Raw genomic sequence first — 21,060 nt, 5'->3', positions numbered from 1 at the left:
GAAAAAGGGCAGCCTTTTCCAGAATGGCTGCCCTTTTATTTCGGTCACGCCGAAATCACAGTCGGCTCAGCTTCCGAGCGCGGTCTTGATCGCCGCTGCGGCATCGCCGCCGTCGAAGGTGGTCACGCCGGCGATCCATGGCTTGACCGCGTCGGGGTTCTTCTTCAGCCAATCTTTTGCCACCGTGTTGGCGTCGCCGCCCTTCAGGATCGCGTCCATCATCTGGCCTTCCATGTCCAGATTGAACTTCAAATTGGCGATGAACTTGCCGGCGTTCGGGCATTCGGTGGTGTAGCCCTTGCGCACGTTGGTGAACACGGTGGCGGCCCCGAAGCCGCTGTCGCCCATGCCGTCGAGATAGGTGATCTTCATGGCGCCCATCACCGGATGCGGCGTCCAGCCGAGGAAGGCGATCCACTCATTGTTCTTCATCGACTGCTCGGCCTGCGTCAGCATGCCGGCCTCCGAGGATTCGACCAGCTCGAAGCCCTCGAGATTGTCCTTCGGGTTCTTGATCATGTCGAGGATGATGCGGTTGCCGTCATTGCCGGCTTCGATGCCGTAAATCTTGCCGCCGAACTTGTCCTTGAACTTGCCGATGTCGGTCAGCGACTTGACGCCGGCGTCCGCGACATAGGTCGGCACGACGATGCCATAGCCCGCGCCGGTCAGGTTGGTGCTGATCGTCTCGACCGAACCGTCGGCGGTGTAGTCCTTGATGTCGTTGGTCATCGACGGCATCCAGTTGCCGAGGAAGACATCAAGGTCCTTGTTCTTGAGCGAAGCCATGGTGACCGGCACCGACAGCTGGATCGTCTGCGGCTCATAGCCGAGCGCGGTGAGCAGAACGGAGGCGACGCCGGTCGTAGCCTGAATGTCGGTCCAGCCGACATCGGAGAGACGCACCGCCTTGCAGCTTGCCGGATCGCCGGCGTAAGCGGCGGTCGTGGACAGCAGGGCCGCCAGGCCGAGGCCGACGACGATAGATTTCATACGCGACATGAACTTTCTCCCATTGCAAATTTTGCGGCAAAGCGAAGTCACGGTTCTTGCGCCCGCCTTGTTTCGTCAGCCAAACACCATTTTGATGTTGTTTCAAGCGGCGCAACATCACGATGAACGGCGCGCGCTGGCCATTACGCGACATGACAGGTTTTTGAACGACATGGAGTTTTTGGTGGACGAAGCCTGCGCCCACTCCCCGCGCGGCGGCAAGTCGGCTTAAAAGGCAGCCATGGCCAAACTCTACTTCCACTATGCGACGATGAATGCCGGCAAGACGACGATGCTCTTGCAGGCCTCTTACAATTACCGCGAGCGCGGCATGACGACGATGCTGTTCGTCGCCGGCCATTACCGCAAGGGCGACAGCGGCCTGATCTCGTCGCGCATCGGACTGGAGACCGAGGCCGAGATGTTCCGCGACGGCGACGACCTTTACGCCCGCGTCGCCGAGCACCACGACCACACGACGGTGCATTGCGTCTTCGTCGACGAGGCGCAGTTCCTCGAGGAGGAGCAGGTCTGGCAATTGGCCCGCATCGCCGACCGGCTGAACATACCGGTCATGTGCTACGGCCTGCGCACCGATTTCCAGGGCAAGCTGTTTTCCGGCTCGCGCGCTCTGTTGGCGATCGCCGACGATTTGCGCGAAGTGCGCACCATCTGCCGCTGCGGCCGGAAGGCCACGATGGTCGTGCGCCTCGGCCCGGACGGCAAGGTGGCCCGCCAGGGCGAGCAGGTGGCGATCGGCAAGGATGTCTATGTCTCGCTCTGCCGCCGTCACTGGGAAGAGGAAATGGGCCGCGCCGCGCCCGACGATTTCATCGGCTTCATGAAATCCTGACCCTCTTGCGCGGCGATCCGCGTCAGGCCGCTAAGACACGCCTCAGCGGAAACCGCCAGCTCAGCCGGACACCGAGCGTCGCCATGGCGATCAGCGCCATGCCGGCGGCCTGCGCCGGCCCGAGCGGATGCCCGTAGACCGCCCAGTCGATGACGATGGCAACGACCGGATAGATGAAGGTGATGATGCCGATCACCGGCGTCGTCAGGCGCGGAAAGGCCGAGTTCATCAGCACATAGGCAATGCCGGTGTGCAGCACGCCGATGCTGACCAGCCAACCCCATGAATGCGCGGGAATAGGCTGGCCGATGCCGGCGAAAGGCGCGAGCATGACGATGCCGACGATCGTCTGGCAAAGCACGGTGACCTCCGCGCGCTGCTGACCGAGCCCCTTGGCCAGGATCGTCGCCACCGCATAGAGCAGCGCGGCGACCAGCGTCAGCGCGATGCCCAGCGCCCATGCCGCGCTGGCTTGCGCATGTGAAACCACCAGCCCGCTGGCCAGCACGACGCCGAGGAACGCGCCAAGCATCCACAGGATCTGGTCGAGCGAGATACGCTCCTTGAGGAAGACCACGCCGATGATGACCACGAAGAAGGGTTGCACGTGATAGACGATCGTTGTCGTGGCGATCGAGGTCATGGCGAAGCCGGCGAAGAAGGCGGTCCAGCTCAGCACCATGCAGGCGCCGGCAAGTGCTGCCAGCGCGAGGCGGGACGGCGACAGCGTCCTGTCCGGCAGATAGCCGCGCAGCAGGCACCATGCGCCGAGGAACATGGCGCCGAAGACGCAGCGCCAGAACACGATCGTCACGGGATGGAGCCCCGCTTCCGTCACGAAGGCGCCAACCGTGCCGGCAATCGTCATCGCAAAGGCCAGGCTCGCGGCCGGAAAACGGGAGGTTGGCAGCTCCTTCATCGAAGGCTCCTCAAACGGACAAGACCCATCTGGCCAGCAGGACAGCTTTCAAACAAGCGAATAGATTTGGAGCGATCTATTCGATATGCTGATAGCACCATGGCTGCTCCGCTTGACCTCAACCTCCTGAAAACCTTCGTCGCCGTCGTCGAAAGCGGCAGCCTGTCCAATGCCGCGCCCCGGGTCGGCCGCAGCCAGTCGGCGGTCAGCATGCAGATGCAGCGGCTGGAGGAGATGGTGGGCAATCAGCTTCTTGTGCGCGGACCGAGAACGGTCACTCCCAACGCCATCGGCGAGGATTTTCTGATCTATGCGCGCCGGCTGCTGAAACTGTCTGACGAGGCCTGGGCGAGCGTCACCCGGTCGAAGGAGACGGGCATCGTACGCCTTGGCGTGCCGGACGATTACGCCGCCTTCCTCCTGCCGCCAGTGCTATCGCGCTTTGCCGAGGATCATCCGCTGGTCACGGTGGAACTGATCTGCGAACAGTCGACCGCGCTGGTGAAAACCCTGGCGGAAGGGCGGCTCGACCTGGCGATCGTTACCCGCCTGCCGGACCAGCCGCTCGACGTGATCAGGCTGGAGCGTTTCGTCTGGGTCGCTTCATCAAACCATGTCGCCTGGCAGGCCGATCCCTTGCCAGTCGCCCTGTTCGAGCCCGGCTGCGCCGCCAGGATGAATGTCCTGCAAGCGCTTGGCGATGCCGACCGCTCCTACCGCTGCACCTATTCCAGCGCCTCCCTGCTTGGCCTGATCGCGGTCGTGCAGGCCGGGCTTGCCGTCGCCGGTCTCGCCCAGCGCAGCGTGCCTCAGTCGCTGCGCATCATTGGCGCCAATGAAGGGCTTCCCGCGCTGCCGGATCTCGAAGTCGGCATCCTGCGCAACCCGATGTCGACGACACCGGCGGTCGATCGGCTGCATGATTTCCTGCGCCGCGACCTCGCGCAGCAGGCCTGAGATCCACTTCCGGCCGCGGGCGATTGGGCGAAGGTCCGCCCTTGCCAATCCGCCATGATGCAGCGTTTGTTAAGGCCTCGGTCCTACAAGGCCGTCAGCCAGAGCTCTCCGGGGTCAGCCATGCTTCGCGCCATTTCCTCAGCCAGTCTTCTTCTCTTGGCCACCTCGATCGCCGCCCATGCCGGCGGCGATCCGGCGCTGGGAAAGAAAGTCTTCAACCGCTGCATCGCCTGCCATGAGGCGGCCAGCGACCGCGACAAGGTCGGCCCGCATCTCATGGGTGTGGTCGGCCGCACCGCGGGCACCGCGGAAAGCTTCCTTGGCCATTATTCGGAGGCAATGAAGGGCGCTGGCGCTGGCGGTCTTGTCTGGGACGAGGCAAATCTTGCCGAATATCTCAGGGCCCCCAAGCTCAAGGTTCCTGGCAACAAAATGGCTTTTGGCGGCCTGACCAATGATGACGACATCGCCAATGTCATTGCCTATCTGAAGGCCGATCCCAAACCCTGAATGCGCCCGGGCGGCAGGGCTGCGCCTGATATGTCTGCCTGCAACCGGCTCAATTCCCTGGCGAATTCAGGATTTTCCCGCCGGAAGGGGCTGACTGCTCTGCCCGCATGAAGGTTCAATGGCAGTTGAACTAGTCCCGACTGACCGGCTAATCACGCCATGACCCCACCTTGATTGTCTTTCAAGGCCTTGGCGGATTCTTTTGTTTTCACGCCGCCCTTGTCTTCACGTCTTTCAATCGCCGGAAGCCCCACATATATTCGCCGCTGTTCGCAGCCAGCGACCGGAAGCCGAAGCGGGAGGCCCCTATGGCGACATTGCAGAATTTCGATGCCGAAATTGCCAAGACCAAGCAGGTCGTCCAGGACATGCGCACCAAGATCGAGCAGTCCGGCACCGTGCTCGACACGCTCGCCACCGCCGACAAGAAGATCGGCGACGCCAATTTCGACATCGAGAACGCCCGCATCGAGGATGTGCTGAAGCAGCAGAAGGTGATGGAAGGCAACATTGCCGACCTGATCATCGGGCTGGAGGACGCCACCAACGTCTTCGGCGCCGAGTTCGAGAGCATGAAGAACTACACCGGCTGGGAAAACTTCGTCGGCATCTTCTCCAGCCAGAGCAAACAGCGCATGCGCACCGACCGCGTCCGCAACATGTCCCTGGCCGGCAATCTGCAGGAACTTCTGGCCAAGTCCGAGACCATCGTCGGCATCCTGAAGGCGCAGAAGGAGGTGCTCGACCAGCGCTACAAGACTTCCGAGACCAGCCTGTCGCAGGTGATCGAGCGCCGCAAGACCACCATGTCGAACCTCGAAGCCGTGCAGAAGCGCATCGAGGAGCTCAATCCGATGCTGCTCGACATCGAAAACAAGATCGCCGCCTCGACCAGCCAGAAGGACCGCACGCAGCTCGAAGGCGAGCGCTCGAAACTGGCCACCGAATACAATGAGAAGCAGGCCAAGGAACAGGAACTGCTGGCCGAAAGCCAGACGCTGGAGCGCTACACCTCGATGTTCCAGACCTTCGTCGATTCACTCAACAACCAGATCGCCGCGCAGTCGACGCTGATCAACAAGCTGACCATCGATACCGAGCAGCGCATCGTGCTCTACAAGGCGCTGGAAGATTCGCTGAAGACCGCCGCCCAGCAGGATGTCGCCCACAAGATCAACACGCTGGGCAGCCAGGTCGACAACACGGCGGAAGAAACCATGGCCGGCATTGGCGCCGCCTCGCAGAAGCACATTGGCGACCTGCTCGAAATGCACGAGAAGAACATGGTCGCCAGCGCCGATATCCAGCGCCGCAAGAAGCTGGCCGACGACGCCTTTGCCCGCCGCTTCGACGAGGTGCTGAAGAAGCACAATTCGGCCAACTACGTGCAGTCATAATTGCCGCGCGCACCGGTGCGACAATCCCAGGACTGACAGAATGACCCCCGAAAACGACGCGGCGGCGCGGTATTTCTCGGCAATCACGGCCGCGCTCAGCGGCCTTGAAGTGTTCATGCGCGACGACCGCTCACCGCTTTACCGGCACGGCATCGTCGCCAAGATCGTTGCCGAATACATCGCCCGGCTCGACAAGTCCTTTGGCTGCTGGCGCAACCGGCTGGGCTTCATGGATACGTTCCGCATTTCGCGCGCCGAAAGCGGCTTCCCGGTGTTCCAGAACCTGCTCGAACTGGAAAACGACCGCCGCCAGGCCGACAGCCGGCTCGCCAACATCCCGCTGGCCGGCGAGCTGCGCGAGGAGATGGCCGACTTCATCCTGCGCCACAAGGAATTCCCCGAAGCGCTGCAGAAGTCGATGGCCGAGCGGCTCTATCTCGAGGACGTCAAGAGCGAGCAGACCTTCGGGCCGTTCACGCTGGCGCAGACGGCCAAGGTCTCGGTCAATCCGAAGACGGCACTGCCCTACTATCTCGTCCATTGGGCGAGTTTCGACGGCAGCGCCAACCTGCCTTTGGTCTACATGGTGACCGTGGAGGATTCCTCCGAGAACATGGTCCGCCAACTCGTCGACCGCAACGGCAAGCTCAACGACAAGGTCGACATCCCGTTGCCCGTCGACGGCCTGCTCAATCCCGAGCTTGCGCACCGTTTCGACGATTTCACCGAAAAGAATTCCGCCTACACGCTGTCGCCGGCGACCATTGCCGTCAACCTCGACAAGGATTTCGAGCCGCTGCACCCCAAGCAGTTGCGCCGTGTCGTGCTCGGTCCCTTTTATTCGGCCGGCATTACCGACAACAATTCGACGGTGACAGAAGTGCTGGCCAAGGTGCGCAAGCCGGAAAACGCCTGGCTCCTGACCTGGACCATCCAGGAGGTCTATTCCAAGGGCGAGAAGCCCGGCCGCAAGGGGTTATTTTCCAGCGAGAAGACGACGCAGGAATTCTTCATCAACACCGACGACCTGGAAGCCGCGCGCCAGGGCGTGTCGAGCTACGAGAACCACGCGCTGATCCCGCACGAGGCCTACCAGGCGCTCTACGCCGCCGGCGAAGCACAGAAGATCTTTGGCGGCTACAAGGTTCATATCCTGTCCAACGGACAGGTCATCTCGGACGTCTGACCGTAACACCACGGAGCATCCTTCATGGACACCGGCCTGACCACCATCCCGGAAGCGGCGATCGAGAAGCACCGCGCCACCGCGCAGAGCTTCATCACCCGCATCGTCGTGCTGGAGGATCCGTCGCGCGAATCCGGTACCGCACTGGCTGGCACCAACCGCCGCTTCGTCTCCACTGTCTCGGTCGGCTCGGTGCGCCGCACCCGCGAGGTCGAGCTGTCGAAGACCGTCGGCGCCGTCCATCCCGACGACCAGTTGCTCACCATCCCGCAGCACACGCTTCTGTTTCGCGCCCGGCGCGGCACGGCGATCGCGCTCGCTGTATCGGATGTCTTCGCCGAAGGCTCAGACCTTGAAAGCCTGCAGGCGAAAAACACCCGCGCCCCGCTCGAGGGCGACGAGGCCTCGGCCTTCAAGAGGCTTCTCTCCGCTTCCGCCTACATCTCGGCTTTCAGCCTCGCCTCCTATCTGTTCCAGCTGATCGACAGCGATGGCGAGGCGCCCAACGACACGCCAGAGCCGGATTTCCTGTTCGACACGCCGCAGGATGCGGTGAAGTCGATCCTCGCCGGCCTCGACAAGGCGATAGCGGGCTCGAAGGACGACGCCGACCTGATGATCCGGGCACGCGCCTTTGCCCGTGTCGCCATCGACGGGCTGCTGGCCAGAAAAGGCCGCTTCGACGGCATCGGCCCGTTCGAGAACGCCCATATCCGCATCGATGCCGATGATTTCACCCTCGACGGCTTCGACGTCGCGCCGGGCAAGCGATCCAAGCCGCTGGTGATGACCTTCAAGAAGCCGGAAGAGGTTGTCGGCAACCACATCGCCAAATACCAGTCGGTCAAGCTTGCCAAGATGCTGATGGCCTATGATTTCGAGCGCGAACTGAACCCCTTCGTCGAGCTCGGCGGCTTCCTGTTCACCTTCATCGGCGACGGCGCGCCCGGCACCGGCAAGACGACTTTGATCCAGATGATCGCCGGCCTCGTCAACGGCTACTGCCAGGTCGCCGGCTATCCCTTCGCCTACGAGAATTTCGGCGTCGACCAGATCTCGTCCTACCAGGGCAAGTCGGGCCAGAACTGCCGCCAGTTCATCAACAATGTGCTCAATCCCCGCGTCATCGGCTTCGGCACCATCGACGACATCGACCAGGTGGCCGCCAGACGTTCCGACGACCGCGCCTCGGCCGGCCAGCAGGAAATCACCGGCGTCTTGATGGATGCCTTCGCCGGCGCTTCAACCGTCGTGCGCGGCAACTGCTCGTTCGGCATGTTCTCCAACTATCCCGAAAATGTCGACGACGCGCTGCGCCAGCGCGCCGGCGCCCGCTGGCTGGTCGACGGCCCGCAGACCCGCGACGACTATATCGACATCTTCGTGCTGCTTGCCGGCAAGAACCACGAGATCCCTCTGGGCAAGCACGAGCTCTACGCCGCGCAGGAAATCCAGCGCGCCGTGACCGAGGCCTATGAGGAGCATGAGAAGCCGCAAGAGGACGGGCTGATGAAGGTCTATGAGCGCTACATGAAGGAGAACGGCGCGCCCAAGACCATGGCCGACATCGGCACCTACCTGCACCTGATCAAGGACGCCGAGCCGCGCTTTACCGGCCGCGCCATCAAGAACGTCACCGACGCCATCAAGATGCGCGCCATGGACATCGAGCTTCCCGACGACTGGTTCGAGAAGCCGGAAGCCTTCATGCACAAGGCCTATGACGAGAAGAAAGCCATGATCGAGGAACTGCGCGGTCCGTTCTCGATGGACATGGTCATGCAGGAGATCAACCGCTACGCCGATTCCGAGTTCCGCTATTCCGACAAGTCGGACGACGCCGCGGTGGAAAAGCTGCTGCGCGACGCGCGGCTGCGCGAGCGGGCGGCGCGCGAGATGGAAGAGATGAAGAAGAAGGGGCTGTGGGATGCTTGAGGCGCGCCGACCTTCCCTTCTCCCCTTGTGGGAGAAGGTGGATCGGCGCGTTAGCGCCGAGACGGATGAGGGGTGTTCCAGCGGAGTGAGGCGTTGGCGTTCCCTGGAGCACCCCTCATCCGTCGCCTTCGGCGACACCTTCTCCCACAAGGGAAGAAGGGAAGACCGCACAGCTCATCCGCCCTTCGGGCACCTTCTCCCTGTGAACGGAGGGAAGGCAAGATGAACGCCAAAAAACCCGACCTCCTGCGCGACAACGAACTCATCTACGGTCGTTTGCTCCCCGTCGACGAGCCACACCTCATCCAGCGCTACAACAAGGCGCTGGCCGCCTTCGGTCTCGCGCCGACCAAGCTGAAAAGCTTCCAGATCGACCGCACCGGGTTTTCGCCCGAGATCGCCGACGAATGCGGCGACCCTGACTATCTCGATCCCAACGAGGTCAACCGCCGTTTCATCATCCTGACGCCGTCGCAGATCGACCTGCCGGTGGTGCACACCGCCTTCTCCAACACCTCGCAGCTGATGTTCGAGTTCATGTCCAAGAACCAGCGCGCCATCGACGCGCTGACCATCAAGGACGTCATCTACGGCGAGATCGAGGATTCCGTTCCCAAGGTCAACGACATCGAGGACTTGCTGTCGATCAACCAGGTCGAGTTCAAGGTGCTGTCGGCCGAGGACGTTCTGGGCAAGGCCGCCGAACTCGGCAAGCTGGTCGACCGGCTGAAGCAGGAGCCCGATGCCTGGCGCGACAACGCCATGCTGACGCGCATGGTGGAGCTGGCGAAGATCTGCGGCGACATCAGAGAGAACGCGCTGGTGCCGGATCAGGTGATCTTCCGCCACAACGCCTACTGGACCAGCCATTTCGGCGGGCTCTACGTCTTCGTCGATCCCGACATGACGACGGTGATCAGCGACCCGGCCGCGCCTGGCTTTCGCCGCTCGCGGCCGTGGCAGGTCAGCTATCTCTCGATCAACGACGCCGACAAGGTGTTCAAGTTCCTGGCCAGCACCGGCCGCATCGAACTGCCCCGTGCCTCCTGGATCGAAGCGTCCGGCTATCTCGAGCACCGGGCCGAGATGGTGGTGCGCGCGCTGATCCGCGACGCCGAGCCGAACCGCAATCTGACCGATGTCGACAAGGTCTGGCTGCAGACCTGGATCCAGAGCCATGCCGACCTGATCACCAAGGACGGCAATTTCCCCTTCCTCAACGCCGCCAAGCGCGAGATCGCCCAGCTTGGCCATCTCAAGATCGAGGATGTCTTCCCCCAGCAACGCTTCCTGGTGATCCGCGCCAAGCCGGACCATCCCGACGCCTGGCTGACCAACCGGCTGATCTCGGATTTCGTGCCGACCGACTTCGTCTCGCGCTACATCTTCAACAAGCAGGGCTTCTACAAGGACTATGACGGCTTCAGCGACGCCTGGCGGTCGCATGTTGTGGACGTTCTGAAAACCACATATTTGAAGGACAAGGTGGCGTTTCGCACACGCCTCTACGGCCTGACTGACTAGAACGAAATGAGCCGCCATTTCGTTCTAACTTGTTGTTTTGGCGCATGATGTTATCCAAAAAGCCTGCAACTTTTTGGCATCATGCTGAGTTGTTTTGGCGCATGATGTTATCCAAAAAGTCTGCAACTTTTTGGCATCATGCTTTGAGGGGGTGACACTGCCATGCTCGATCCGATCGTCAATTTCTTCACCCGGATCTTTCAGTGGATCGGCCGCGGCATCGGCCTCTTGATCGGTGCCGTCCTGTGGCCGTTCCTGTGGGCGGGCCGCTGGTACACGCAGCGCGGCTGGATCCTCAAGGCCGTGCTCGGCCTGGCGCTACTGGTGCTGATCGGCCTTTACGCCAACTTCTTCTACGCCACCCAGTGGTGGAACAATTTCAACCCGAACTATCCAGACGGCTACACGTTCGAGAAGCGCAATGTTTCCGCCGGCGAGCAGGTGGCCGCCGGCACCGGCACCGACACGGCAAAGACCTGCGGCAATTCCGGCATTGCCCAGATCGCGGCGGACCTGACCGACTTCAACGTCAATCAGAATGCCTGGATCTCGTCGATGATCCTCTACAAGCTCGGCCTGTTCGGCATCGACTGGGACAACACGCCGTGGATGGACAACAAGGCGTCCTTCCAGCGCGGCATCAACCAGGCGGTGCGGCGCACGGCGACCGAGCTCGCCGACAATCTCGGCCGCGTGCGCACGACCTCGCAGATCGATGCCGATCTGCAGGATGCGCGCGGCAATCTGCAGTTCGACGAATACACGTGGTATTTCGGCGTGAGCCCGTTCGGCCCGAAGACGCCGACCCCGAGCTATTATCGCGACGCCGTGCGCAAGCTGCGCTCGTTCAATGCCCGCCTTGCCACTTGCCAGGCCACGTTCGATGCCCGCGCCGACAATCTGAAGCAGTATATCGACCGCATCGCATCGGACATCGGCTCGACCTCCGCCATCCTCAAGGAGCGTGCCGAGAACCATAACAATGGCTGGTTCGACACCCGCGCCGACGACCGCTACTGGTTCGCCTATGGCCAGCTCTATGCCTACTACGGCCTGATGAAGGGTGCCCAGGCCGATTTCGAGGACGTCATCAAGGAAAAGCACCTGCAGAGCCTGTGGGACACGATGGACGCGCAGTTCGTCTCGGCCCTGCGCATCCAGCCCTTCATCATCGCCAATGGCCGTGAGGATGGCTGGCTGCTGCCGACGCATCTGACGACGATGGGCTTCTACATCCTGCGCGTGCGCTCCAACATGGTCGAAATCAGCAACGTGCTGACGCAGTAAGGCTGCTTACCCGCAATGCATGTCGCCCAAAAGTGGTCCCGGTTTTGGGAAAACGACATGCATTAAAACAAAAGGCTAAAGCGCGATGCGCTTTAGCCGACCGATGGCGAATTTGCGCCGTCGCCTCTGTCGCATTCCGTGCATTGTGCGGCTGTTTTGAGACGGCGGAAGCGCCCCTGCTCTGGCTTCTATACGGCACGGCAAGCGGAGCCAGAAAGAACCGAAGACAGGTCGGCCGGCCGCAGAAGAATTTTCTCTATAGGAAACATAGTTGCATGGAAGTTGACGCCACGGCTGCGACAGGGTTAGAACATGCCCGCGCGCCCGGTTCCAACCTGCTTGCGAGTGAGATCAACCCCGTCCCCTCCACCGTTCAATCCAGAGGAAAGCCGTCATGGCCGAAGTGAAGTCCGACATCGAGATCGCGCGCGCCGCCAAGAAAAAGCAGATCCAGGAGATCGGCCAGAAGATCGGCATCCCGACCGAGCATCTGCTGCCCTATGGCCACGACAAGGCCAAGATCTCGGCCGAGTTCATCAAATCGGTGAAGGGCAACAAGGACGGCAAGCTGATCCTGGTCACTGCCATCAACCCGACGCCTGCCGGCGAAGGCAAGACCACCACCACCGTCGGCCTTGGTGACGGCCTCAACCGCATCGGCAAGAAGGCGATCGTCTGCATTCGCGAGGCCTCGCTCGGCCCGAATTTCGGCGTCAAGGGTGGTGCCGCCGGCGGCGGTTACGCGCAGGTCGTGCCGATGGAGGACATGAACCTCCATTTCACCGGCGACTTCCACGCCATCACCACCGCCCACAATCTGCTTTCGGCGCTGATCGACAACCACATCTACTGGGGCAATGAGCTCGGCATCGATACCCGCCGCGTGGTGTGGCGCCGCGTCATGGACATGAACGACCGGGCGTTGCGTGAAATCATCTGCTCGCTCGGCGGCGTCGCGAACGGTTTTCCGCGTGAAGCCGGCTTCGACATCACCGTCGCCTCGGAAGTCATGGCCATCCTGTGCCTGTCGACCGACCTTAAGGATCTCGAAAAGCGCCTCGGCGACATCATCGTCGCCTATCGCCGCGACAAGTCGCCGGTCTATGCCCGCGACCTCAAGGCCGACGGCGCCATGGCCGTGCTCCTGAAGGACGCCATGCAGCCGAACCTGGTCCAGACGCTGGAGAACAACCCGGCCTTCGTCCATGGCGGCCCGTTCGCCAACATCGCCCATGGCTGCAACTCGGTTGTCGCCACCACGACGGCACTGAAGCTTGCCGACTATGTCGTCACCGAAGCCGGTTTCGGCGCCGACCTTGGCGCTGAAAAATTCTTCGACATCAAATGCCGCAAGGCGGGCCTCAAGCCAGCAGCCGCCGTCATCGTCGCCACCGTGCGCGCCATGAAGATGAATGGCGGCGTCAAGAAGGAAGACCTCGGCAAGGAAAACGTCGAGGCCGTGAAGAAGGGCTGCGCCAATCTCGGCCGCCACATCGAGAACATCAGGCAGTTCGGCGTGCCGGCGGTGGTTGCCATCAACCACTTCTATTCCGACACCGACGCCGAAATCCAGGCGATGAAGGACTATGTCGCCTCGATGGGCGAAGAGGCTGTGCTGTGCAAGCATTGGGCCAAGGGCTCGGCCGGCATCGAGGACCTCGCCAACAAGGTGGTGGCACTGGCCGAATCCGGCGCCTCGCAGTTCGCGCCGCTCTATCCCGACGCCATGCCGCTGTTCGAGAAGATCAACACCATCGTCCAGCGCATCTATCGCGGTTCGGAAGCGATCGCCGACAAGTCGGTGCGCGACCAGCTCAAAGCCTGGGAAGACGCCGGCTATGGCAATCTGCCGGTCTGCATGGCCAAGACCCAGTACTCCTTCTCGACCGACCCGAACCTGCGCGGCGCGCCGACCGGCCACACCGTGCCGGTGCGCGAGGTCAGGCTTTCGGCGGGTGCAGGCTTCGTCGTCATCATCTGCGGCGAGGTCATGACCATGCCCGGTCTGCCCAAGGCGCCGTCCTCGGAAAAGATCTTCCTCAACGAGGCCGGCCAGATCGAAGGCCTGTTCTAGAATCCTTCAAAATCCCAAACGGCAAAGGGCGCTGCAGCGATGCGGCGCCCTTTCTGTTGCGGAGTGGTCCTACGCCGCGCTGCGCGCCAGCGCCCGCTGGTTGGAGGCGTAGATCGAGTCGCGCTCCGGCAAGGCGCCGGTCTTCAGGCACTCGGCCCATTCGGCGGTCTTAAGCACCGCGGCGAAGCGCGACTGCAGGATAACAGTCACCACGCGGTGGATCTCCTCTGCCGAGGCATAGCCGGCGCTGTTGGCGTAGGGCACCGAGCCCGTTGCATCCGACAGGAACTCGACGGCAAAGCCCATATGCACGGCATGGATGATGGTCGACAGGTCGCAATTATGCGTCATGTAGCCGACCACAGTGATCGTATCGATGGCGTTGGCGCGCAGCCACGCTTCGAGGTCGGTGCCGGTGAAGGCGGAAGGCAGCGTCTTCTCGACATAGTGGTCACGGCCGCGCCTGGCGATTTCGGGATGCAGGTCGCCGCCATGGCTGCCCTTGGCGAAGATCGGCGACGTCTCGGGCGCCATCTGCTTGATGACGACCACCTTGATGCCGGCGGCCGCCGCGGCGTCCATGGCGCGCGCCACATTGACGACGCTGTCGCGGAACGGCGGATGCTGGATGGCCAGATTGCCGCCGTCATAATCGTTCTGGACGTCGACGACGATCAGCGCGCGGCGCGGCGTGGTGTTGGCTGAGGCAGACATGGGGTTTTCCTTTCCGGCTTGAATGCGATGGGCGGACAATAGGCGGCTCCATGAGTGACCAAAAGTGGCCCGATTGACATCATTCGAAAGAATTGGGACAATCCAGCTTCCGAACCGGAAACGCCCATGACCGCCCCGATCATTGCCGCCCTCGCCTTCGACGGCATCAGCCCGTTCCATCTCTCCGTGCCTTGCCTGGTGTTCGGCGCCGACCGCACGAGGCTCGGCCTGCCGCGCTTCGACTTCCGTGTCTGCGGGGTCGAGCAAGGCATGATCCAGACCGATGCCGGGCTGAGCATCCTTGTCCCGCACGGTCTGTCCGCGCTCGACGATGCCGACATCATCATCATCCCGAGCTGGAAGGATCTCGAAGCCCCGCTGGTCAGGCCGCTCAACGAAGCGCTCGGCCGCGCCCACCGGCGCGGGGCGCTGATCGTCGGCCTGTGCCTCGGCACCTTTGCCATCGCTGCCGCCGGCCTGCTTTCAGGCCGCAAGGCGACCACGCATTGGGCCTATACCGAGCAGCTGCGCGCCCTGCACCCCGACATTTCGATCGATGCGGATGTGCTCTATGTCGACGACGGCGACATCGTCACCTCCGCCGGTGTCGCCGCCGGCCTGGACTGCTGCCTGCATATTGTGCGCGCCCGTTATGGCGCGGAAGCGGCACTGCGGCTCGCCCGGCACGTCGTCCTCTCGCCTCACCGCCAGGGCGGGCAGGCGCAGTTCATCGAACGTCCCGTTGCAAAGAGCGCTGACGCCGACCGCTTCACCCAGGCGCTCGACGCGGTGCGCGCCACGCTCGGCGAAACGCACAGCCTCGACAGCGTGGCCGAGGCCGCCGGCCTGACGCGGCGCACCTTCACCCGCCGCTTCCAGAAATCGATCGGCACCAGTTTTGGCGACTGGCTGACCAGCCAGCGCATCGAACTGGCGCAGCGCCTGCTGGAAGCCACGGAGAAATCGATGGACATCGTCGCCTTCGAGGCCGGCTTCGGCAGCGCCACCTCGCTGCGCCAGCATTTCGCCGCAAGGCTCCGGACATCGCCGGCGCAGTATCGGCGGGAATTCTCAAGACAGGCAGACCAGGGCGAACGCATGGCGCGTGCCTGATTGCTTGCAACGGGACTCAGCCGCGCTTGACCGCCCGCGCCGGATTTCCGACCACCGTCGTGTTTGCCGGCACGTCGCGCGTCACCACCGCGCCGGCGCCGACGATGGCGCCCTCGCCGATGCTGACGCCGCCAAGGATGACTGCGCTGCCGCCGATCCAGGCATGGGCGCCGATCTCGACCGGCCTGGCGATCTCCAGTCCCGCCTGTCGGCCCGCAGCTTCCTTATGGTGCTCGGCGCAGTAGATCTGCACATTGGGGCCGAGCAGCGTTCCCTTGCCGATGCGTACCCTTGCCGTGTCGAGGATGGTGCAGCCGGCGTTGAGGAAGACGCCGTCGCCGAGAAAGATGTTGAAGCCGTAGGCGCAGTGGAACGGCGCCTCGATGCGGGCGCCCTCGCCGACGCCGCCAAGCAATGCCTTCAGGCCCGGCCCGAGATTGCCGCGCTGCCGCGGCGGAAGCGAATTGTGCTCGAACACCGCGTCGCGCGCGGCAACACGCAGCGCCTCCAGCTCGTCATCGAGGCAAGTGTACCACTCGCCGGCCGCCATCTTCGCGCGCTCGCTTCCAGCCATGGCGGATCTCCGATTGGTGTCTTTGCAGAGCATAGTAGCGTCCCGCAGAAAAGCGCCAATCCAAGTACTGGTCAAATATTGGACCTATGGTAGCCTGCCGTCTCAAGGCCGTCCTGGCCCGGTGATCGAGGGGATCAACATGCTCTATCTTCTTGCACTTCTGATCGGCGTCATTGCCGGTCTGCGCGCCATGACCGCGCCGGCCGCGGTCGCCTGGGGCGCGTATCTGGGCTGGCTGCCGGTTGCCGGCACCTGGGCAAGCTTCATGAGCCATTGGGCCGCTGTCGGCATCTTCACGATCCTGGCCATCGTCGAACTCGTCACCGACCAGCTGCCGTCGACGCCAAGCCGTAAAGTGCCGCAGCAGTTCGGCGCCCGCATTATCATGGGCGCCTTCACCGGCGCAGTGATCGGCGCGACCGGTGGCGCCACCATCGTCTGCCTGATCGCCGGCGCCATCGGCGCGGTCATCGGCACGCTGGGCGGCGCCGAAGCGCGCGGCCGGCTGGCAGCCGCTTTCGGCAAGGATCCGCCCGCCGCCTTCATCGAGGACGCGGTCGCGATCATCGGCGGCCTGCTGATCGTGGCGGCGGTGGCATGACGGCAAAAAATTTCGACGCCATCATCATTGGCGCCGGCCAGGCCGGCACACCGCTCGCCGGCAGGCTGAACGCGGCCGGCATGAGCGTGGCGCTGATCGAGCGCAAGCTGGTCGGCGGCACCTGCGTCAACACCGGCTGCATCCCGACCAAGACGATGGTGGCGAGCGCCTATGCCGCGCATCTGGCGCGGCGCGCGGCCGATTATGGCGTCACGATCAGTGGCCCTGTCGGCGTCGACTATGCCAAGATCAAGGCGCGCAAGGACAAGGTTTCGGGGGCCTCCCGCACCGGGCTGGAAAGCTGGATCGCCAGCATGGACAAATGCACGCTCTATCGCGGCCATGCGCGCTTCGAATCCGCCAATACGGTGCGCGTCGGCGACGACCTTCTGACCGCCGGCAAGATCTTCCTCAACACTGGCGGCCGTGCCTCAGTGCCTGATTTGCCCGGCATCCACGACATCGACTATTTGACCAATTCCTCGATGATGGATCTCGAGGTCCTGCCGCGCCATCTGATCGTCGTCGGCGGCAGCTATATCTCGCTCGAATTCGCGCAGATGTTCCGCCGTTTCGGCTCGGAAGTCACCGTCATCGAGAAGAGCCCGCGCCTGACCGGCCGCGAGGACGAGGACGTCTCGGCCACCATCCTGTCCATCCTCGAAAACGAAGGCATCGCGGTCCATGTCGGCGCCGACGACATCGGCTTCGCCAAACAGGGCAACGATATCGCCGTGACCTTCTCTGCCGGCAAGCCGCCAGCTGTCGGTTCTCACGTGCTGCTGGCGCTGGGACGCACCCCAAACACCGACGATCTCGGCCTCGACAAAGCCGGCGTCGAAGTCGACAAGCGCGGCTTCGTCGCGGTCGACGACCAGCTGCGCACCAGCGTGCCGGGCATCTGGGCGATGGGCGACTGCAACGGCAAGGGCGCCTTCACCCACACCTCCTACAATGACTACGAGATCGTCGCCGCCAATCTGCTCGACAATGATCCGCGCAAGGTCAGCGACCGCATCGAGGCCTATGCGCTCTATATCGACCCGCCGCTCGGCCGCTGCGGCATGACCGAGGCGGCGGTGAGGAAATCCGGACGCCGCGCGCTGGTCGGCCAGCGGCCGATGACCCGCGTCGGCCGCGCCGTCGAAAAAGGCGAGACGCAAGGCTTCATGAAGATTCTCGTCGATGCCGACACCAGGGAAATCCTCGGCTGTTCCGTGCTTGGTCCCGGCGGCGACGAGGCGGTGCATTGCGTGCTCGATTTGATGTACGCCAAGGCGCCGGTCGACACGCTGGCGCGCGCGACGCACATCCACCCCACAGTCTCGGAACTGCTGCCCACCATCGCCCAGGAGCTGAAGCCGCTGGCCTGAGTCTAGTCCCCAGCATCCGGTCCGGTCAGCTTCGCTTCCAGTCGGCCGAGCAGAAGCATGGCGCCGCTCAATTCGGCGTCGCCGACATCGCTCAACAGATCGGCGCGCAGCACCGCCAGCAACCGCTCGATCTCGGTCACGCGGCTGCGCCCGGCATCGGTGAGCGACAGGATTTTGGCGCGTCTGTCGGCCGCGTCCTCCGCGCGCGTCACCAGCCCTTCCTCGACCAGCAGATCGACGATGCGCACCAGCGACGGCCCCTCGAAGCCGAGATGATCGGCGAGCACACCCTGGCGCTGATTGTCGCCCAACCGCGACAGCATCACCAATGGCATGGCGGTGGCATGCGACAGCCCGCAATCGTCGAGTGCCTTGTCGGCCGCGCGCCGCCACAACCTGGCGACTGATATAACGAGTTGGCCAAATCTGGCTCGATCCAGGTCTTGCTTGGGCATGGCGAAAAAGATAACATGCTATCTATTAGGTTGCGATAAAATTCTTTTCCCTGGCGAAGCCCCCGTCGCCAAAAAACCGGAAGCCGACGACCGAGCTCCAAAGATCGCCCTGACGGCCCTTTTCGGCCGCCGCGACCGCGAGGCACCGCGACCGGAAAAAACCGTGAGGACCGACATGGCGAACCAAGATTCCAACAGCTCCGGCGGCATCTGGCTGCTTGTCCTTTTCGGCCTGGTGCTTATGACCATCGGCCTGCCGCTGCTCTATGGCGGCGTCCAGCTCATCGGGCTTGGCGGCTCCTGGTATTACGCGCTGGCCGGCGCCGGCATCATTGTCTCCGGTTTCCTCTTTGCGTTGCGCCGTCGCGCCGGCTTCTGGCTGTACATCCTCATTTTCCTCGCCACCATTGCCTGGGCTCTATGGGAGGCCGGGCTGAATTTCTGGCCGCTGGTGCCGCGACTGGTYGCGCCGGCAGTGCTTGCGGTGATCGCCCTCCTGCTGGCGCCGCTGTTCCCGTCCTTCAGTGGCGGCAAGCGTGGACCCTTCACCCTTGCCGGCATCCTCGTGCTCGGCCTGGTCGCCACCGCCGCCTACGCCTTCCAGCCGCATGGCGTCATCCGCAACATCGCTGCCGCCAGCGAAGCGCCGGCGCCTGCCGCCGCGATGGCCTCCAGCACCGACTGGCGCCACTACGGCCGCACGCCCACCGGCACCCGCTATGCGCCGATCGGCCAGATCAACAAGGACAATGTGAAGGGCCTCAAGGTCGCCTGGACCTTCCGCACCGGCGATGTCCCGGCCAAGGGCGCCGAGGACCAGAACACGCCGCTGCAGATCGGCGACACCGTCTACACCTGCTCTTCGACAAACATCGTCAATGCACTCAACGCCGAGACCGGCGAGCCGCGTTGGAAATTCGACCCGAAGGCCTCGGCGCCACTATGGCAGCGCTGCCGCGGTGTCAGCTACTACCAGCCCACAGCCGATGCGGTGGCCAGCGGCGCTCCAGCCGCCTGTGCCGGCCGCATCGTCATGACCACCATCGACGCGCGGCTGATCGAGATCGATGCCGGGACCGGCCAGCCCTGCGCGGATTTCGGCCAGGGCGGCACTGTCGACCTCAAGCAAGGCATGGGCGAGGTCAAGGCCGGTTTCTATTTCCAGACCTCGGCACCGACAGTCATGCGCGACCTGATCATGGTCGGCGGCTGGGTCTGGGACAATGTCGAGACCGGCGAGCCCTCCGGCGCCATCCGTGCCTTCAGCGCCAGGACAGGCGAACTGGTCTGGGCCTGGGACCTCGGCAACCCCGCCATCACCAAAATGCCGCCGGAAGGCGAGAGCTACACGCGCGGCACGCCCAATGTCTGGTCGACGCCGAGCTATGACGATGCGCTCGGCCTCGTCTATCTGCCGACCGGAAACGCCACCCCAGACTTCTTCGGCGCCGAGCGCAGCAAGGCGGCGGAGGATTACACCGCTTCGGTCGTCGCGCTCGATATCGCCACCGGCCGCGAGCGATGGAAATTCCAGACCGTGCATCACGATCTGTGGGACTATGACCTTCCCTCTCAGCCGGCGCTCTATGATGTGCCCGACGGCAAGGGCGGCAAGGTGCCGGCGCTGATCCAGGTGACCAAGCGCGGCCAGATCTTCATGCTCGACCGCCGCGACGGCAAGCCGATCGCCGAGGTGCAGGAAAAGCCGGTGCCCCAGGATGGCGGCGCCAAGGAGGATTTCCTGTCGCCGACCCAGCCCTATTCGGTCGGCATGCCTTCGATCGGCGATCAGCCGTTCACCGAAGCCAGCATGTGGGGCGCCACGCCGTTCGACCAGCTCTACTGCCGCATCGGCTTCAAGAGGCTGCGCTATGAGGGCGAGTTCACGCCGCCCGGCCCGACACGCTCGCTGCAGTTTCCCGGCTATTATGGCGGCATGAACTGGGGCAGCGCCTCGATCGACGAGGCCAATGGCTATCTCATCGTCAACGATATCCGCATGCCGCAATTCGTCGAGTTGCTGCCGCGCGCCGTGGCCGACAATTATGGTCCCTCGGCGGCGCATGACGGCCTCGGCACCCAGCTTGGCACGCCTTATGGCGCGCTGAAGAACGGCTTCATGTCGCCGCTCGGCGTGCCTTGCCATCAGCCGCCCTACGGCACGATCAGCGCCATCGACCTGAACACGCGAAAACTCATCTGGCAGGTGCCGGCCGGCACGCTGCAGGACACCGGCCCGCTCAGCATGAAGACCGGCCTGCAGATCCCGATTGGCATGCCGTCGCTCGGCGGCCCGGTGACGACGGCGGGCGGCCTCGTCTTCTATGCCGGCACGCAGGACTACTATCTGCGTGCCATCGATGTCGCCACCGGCGAGGAGCTTTGGAAAGGCCGCCTGCCGGTCGGCGCGCAGGCGACACCGATGACCTACACCTCGCCCGAAAGCGGCCGCCAGTTCGTCGTCGTCTCGGCGGGCGGCGCACGACAGTCGCCCGACCGTGGCGACTACATCATCGCCTATGCCTTGCCGAAGGCGCCATGATCCGCAAGTTCCTCCACGGATGATCGACAAACGGGACGCCTCGGCGCCCCGTT

The 21,060-nt window shown here is 63.4% G+C and carries 19 protein-coding genes; 14 read left to right on the top strand and 5 right to left on the bottom strand.

What is annotated here, in order from left to right:
- Window positions 1-66: 66 nt before the first annotated feature.
- Entirely contained in the window at window positions 67-1,002 is a 936-nt protein-coding gene (locus tag AC1DPX_RS24050; RefSeq protein WP_202358186.1) for a choline ABC transporter substrate-binding protein, read from the bottom strand.
- Here AC1DPX_RS24050 and AC1DPX_RS24045 point away from each other — a divergent pair.
- Together AC1DPX_RS24045 and AC1DPX_RS24040 are read left to right on the top strand one after the other, a co-directional pair.
- Window positions 1,001-1,225 (top strand): hypothetical protein, encoded by a 225-nt coding sequence (locus AC1DPX_RS24045; protein WP_202358185.1) that lies wholly within the window; start codon window positions 1,001-1,003, stop codon window positions 1,223-1,225. The two genes, AC1DPX_RS24050 and AC1DPX_RS24045, sit on opposite strands and share 2 nt — an antisense overlap.
- 9 nt (window positions 1,226-1,234) lie before the next feature.
- Window positions 1,235-1,846 carry a thymidine kinase gene (locus AC1DPX_RS24040; protein WP_202358184.1) on the top strand — a complete coding sequence of 204 codons (612 nt, stop codon included), beginning with the start codon at window positions 1,235-1,237 and terminating at the stop codon, window positions 1,844-1,846.
- A 22-nt stretch (window positions 1,847-1,868) separates the two neighbouring features.
- Here the strand turns inward: AC1DPX_RS24040 and AC1DPX_RS24035 are convergent, their stop codons facing one another.
- Window positions 1,869-2,765 carry a DMT family transporter gene (locus AC1DPX_RS24035; protein ID WP_477239881.1) on the bottom strand — a complete coding sequence of 299 codons (897 nt, stop codon included), beginning with the start codon at window positions 2,763-2,765 and terminating at the stop codon, window positions 1,869-1,871.
- A gap of 99 nt (window positions 2,766-2,864) precedes the next feature.
- Between AC1DPX_RS24035 and AC1DPX_RS24030 the strand changes: the two genes are divergently transcribed.
- The 8 genes from AC1DPX_RS24030 to AC1DPX_RS23995 all read left to right on the top strand — a co-directional run bounded on the left by AC1DPX_RS24030 (window position 2,865) and on the right by AC1DPX_RS23995 (window position 13,635).
- Window positions 2,865-3,722 carry a LysR substrate-binding domain-containing protein gene (locus AC1DPX_RS24030; protein ID WP_477239880.1) on the top strand — a complete coding sequence of 286 codons (858 nt, stop codon included), beginning with the start codon at window positions 2,865-2,867 and terminating at the stop codon, window positions 3,720-3,722.
- 120 nt (window positions 3,723-3,842) lie between these two features.
- Entirely contained in the window at window positions 3,843-4,232 is a 390-nt protein-coding gene (locus tag AC1DPX_RS24025) for a c-type cytochrome (RefSeq protein ID WP_477239879.1), read from the top strand.
- 308 nt (window positions 4,233-4,540) lie between these two features.
- Window positions 4,541-5,629 (top strand): hypothetical protein, encoded by a 1,089-nt coding sequence (locus AC1DPX_RS24020; RefSeq protein WP_477239878.1) that lies wholly within the window; start codon window positions 4,541-4,543, stop codon window positions 5,627-5,629.
- Between the two features lie 40 nt (window positions 5,630-5,669).
- Window positions 5,670-6,815, top strand: coding sequence for a hypothetical protein (locus tag AC1DPX_RS24015; RefSeq protein WP_202358179.1), 1,146 nt, complete (start codon window positions 5,670-5,672; stop codon window positions 6,813-6,815).
- A gap of 24 nt (window positions 6,816-6,839) precedes the next feature.
- The gene (locus AC1DPX_RS24010; RefSeq protein WP_477239877.1) at window positions 6,840-8,750 is read left to right on the top strand and encodes an AAA family ATPase; all 1,911 of its coding nucleotides are present in this window, start codon (window positions 6,840-6,842) and stop codon (window positions 8,748-8,750) included.
- A 222-nt stretch (window positions 8,751-8,972) separates the two neighbouring features.
- Entirely contained in the window at window positions 8,973-10,274 is a 1,302-nt protein-coding gene (locus AC1DPX_RS24005; RefSeq protein WP_202358176.1) for a DUF6638 family protein, read from the top strand.
- A gap of 162 nt (window positions 10,275-10,436) precedes the next feature.
- Window positions 10,437-11,561 (top strand): DUF2333 family protein, encoded by a 1,125-nt coding sequence (locus AC1DPX_RS24000; protein ID WP_202358175.1) that lies wholly within the window; start codon window positions 10,437-10,439, stop codon window positions 11,559-11,561.
- A gap of 394 nt (window positions 11,562-11,955) precedes the next feature.
- Complete coding sequence (locus AC1DPX_RS23995; RefSeq protein WP_202358174.1) at window positions 11,956-13,635, top strand: formate--tetrahydrofolate ligase; 1,680 nt, start codon at window positions 11,956-11,958, stop codon at window positions 13,633-13,635.
- Between the two features lie 69 nt (window positions 13,636-13,704).
- Here AC1DPX_RS23995 and AC1DPX_RS23990 read toward each other — a convergent pair whose 3' ends face one another.
- Window positions 13,705-14,349 (bottom strand): cysteine hydrolase family protein, encoded by a 645-nt coding sequence (locus tag AC1DPX_RS23990; RefSeq protein ID WP_477239876.1) that lies wholly within the window; start codon window positions 14,347-14,349, stop codon window positions 13,705-13,707.
- Between the two features lie 126 nt (window positions 14,350-14,475).
- On the opposite strand from AC1DPX_RS23990, the gene AC1DPX_RS23985 reads away from it, so the two are divergent.
- Window positions 14,476-15,462, top strand: coding sequence for a helix-turn-helix domain-containing protein (locus AC1DPX_RS23985; RefSeq protein ID WP_477239875.1), 987 nt, complete (start codon window positions 14,476-14,478; stop codon window positions 15,460-15,462).
- 16 nt (window positions 15,463-15,478) lie between these two features.
- On the opposite strand, the gene AC1DPX_RS23980 is transcribed toward AC1DPX_RS23985, so the two are convergent.
- The gene (locus tag AC1DPX_RS23980; RefSeq protein WP_477239874.1) at window positions 15,479-16,036 is read right to left on the bottom strand and encodes a sugar O-acetyltransferase; all 558 of its coding nucleotides are present in this window, start codon (window positions 16,034-16,036) and stop codon (window positions 15,479-15,481) included.
- Window positions 16,037-16,175: 139 nt separating this feature from the next.
- Here AC1DPX_RS23980 and AC1DPX_RS23975 point away from each other — a divergent pair, with 139 nt between their 5' ends.
- Both AC1DPX_RS23975 and AC1DPX_RS23970 read left to right on the top strand, forming a co-directional pair.
- Window positions 16,176-16,637, top strand: coding sequence for a DUF4126 domain-containing protein (locus tag AC1DPX_RS23975; RefSeq protein ID WP_202358170.1), 462 nt, complete (start codon window positions 16,176-16,178; stop codon window positions 16,635-16,637).
- Window positions 16,634-18,010 carry an FAD-containing oxidoreductase gene (locus AC1DPX_RS23970; RefSeq protein ID WP_477239873.1) on the top strand — a complete coding sequence of 459 codons (1,377 nt, stop codon included), beginning with the start codon at window positions 16,634-16,636 and terminating at the stop codon, window positions 18,008-18,010. Before AC1DPX_RS23975 ends, AC1DPX_RS23970 begins: the two co-directional genes overlap by 4 nt.
- 2 nt (window positions 18,011-18,012) lie before the next feature.
- On the opposite strand, the gene AC1DPX_RS23965 is transcribed toward AC1DPX_RS23970, so the two are convergent.
- Complete coding sequence (locus AC1DPX_RS23965) at window positions 18,013-18,465, bottom strand: MarR family winged helix-turn-helix transcriptional regulator (protein ID WP_202358168.1); 453 nt, start codon at window positions 18,463-18,465, stop codon at window positions 18,013-18,015.
- Window positions 18,466-18,640: 175 nt separating this feature from the next.
- Between AC1DPX_RS23965 and AC1DPX_RS23960 the strand changes: the two genes are divergently transcribed.
- A complete protein-coding gene (locus tag AC1DPX_RS23960) occupies window positions 18,641-21,007 on the top strand; it encodes a membrane-bound PQQ-dependent dehydrogenase, glucose/quinate/shikimate family (RefSeq protein ID WP_477239872.1) in 2,367 nt (788 codons plus the stop codon).
- Window positions 21,008-21,060: the final 53 nt, after the last annotated feature.

Source organism: Mesorhizobium sp. 01N446 (assembly GCF_056399285.1).
This window is presented reverse-complemented; position numbering and strand designations above follow the sequence as displayed.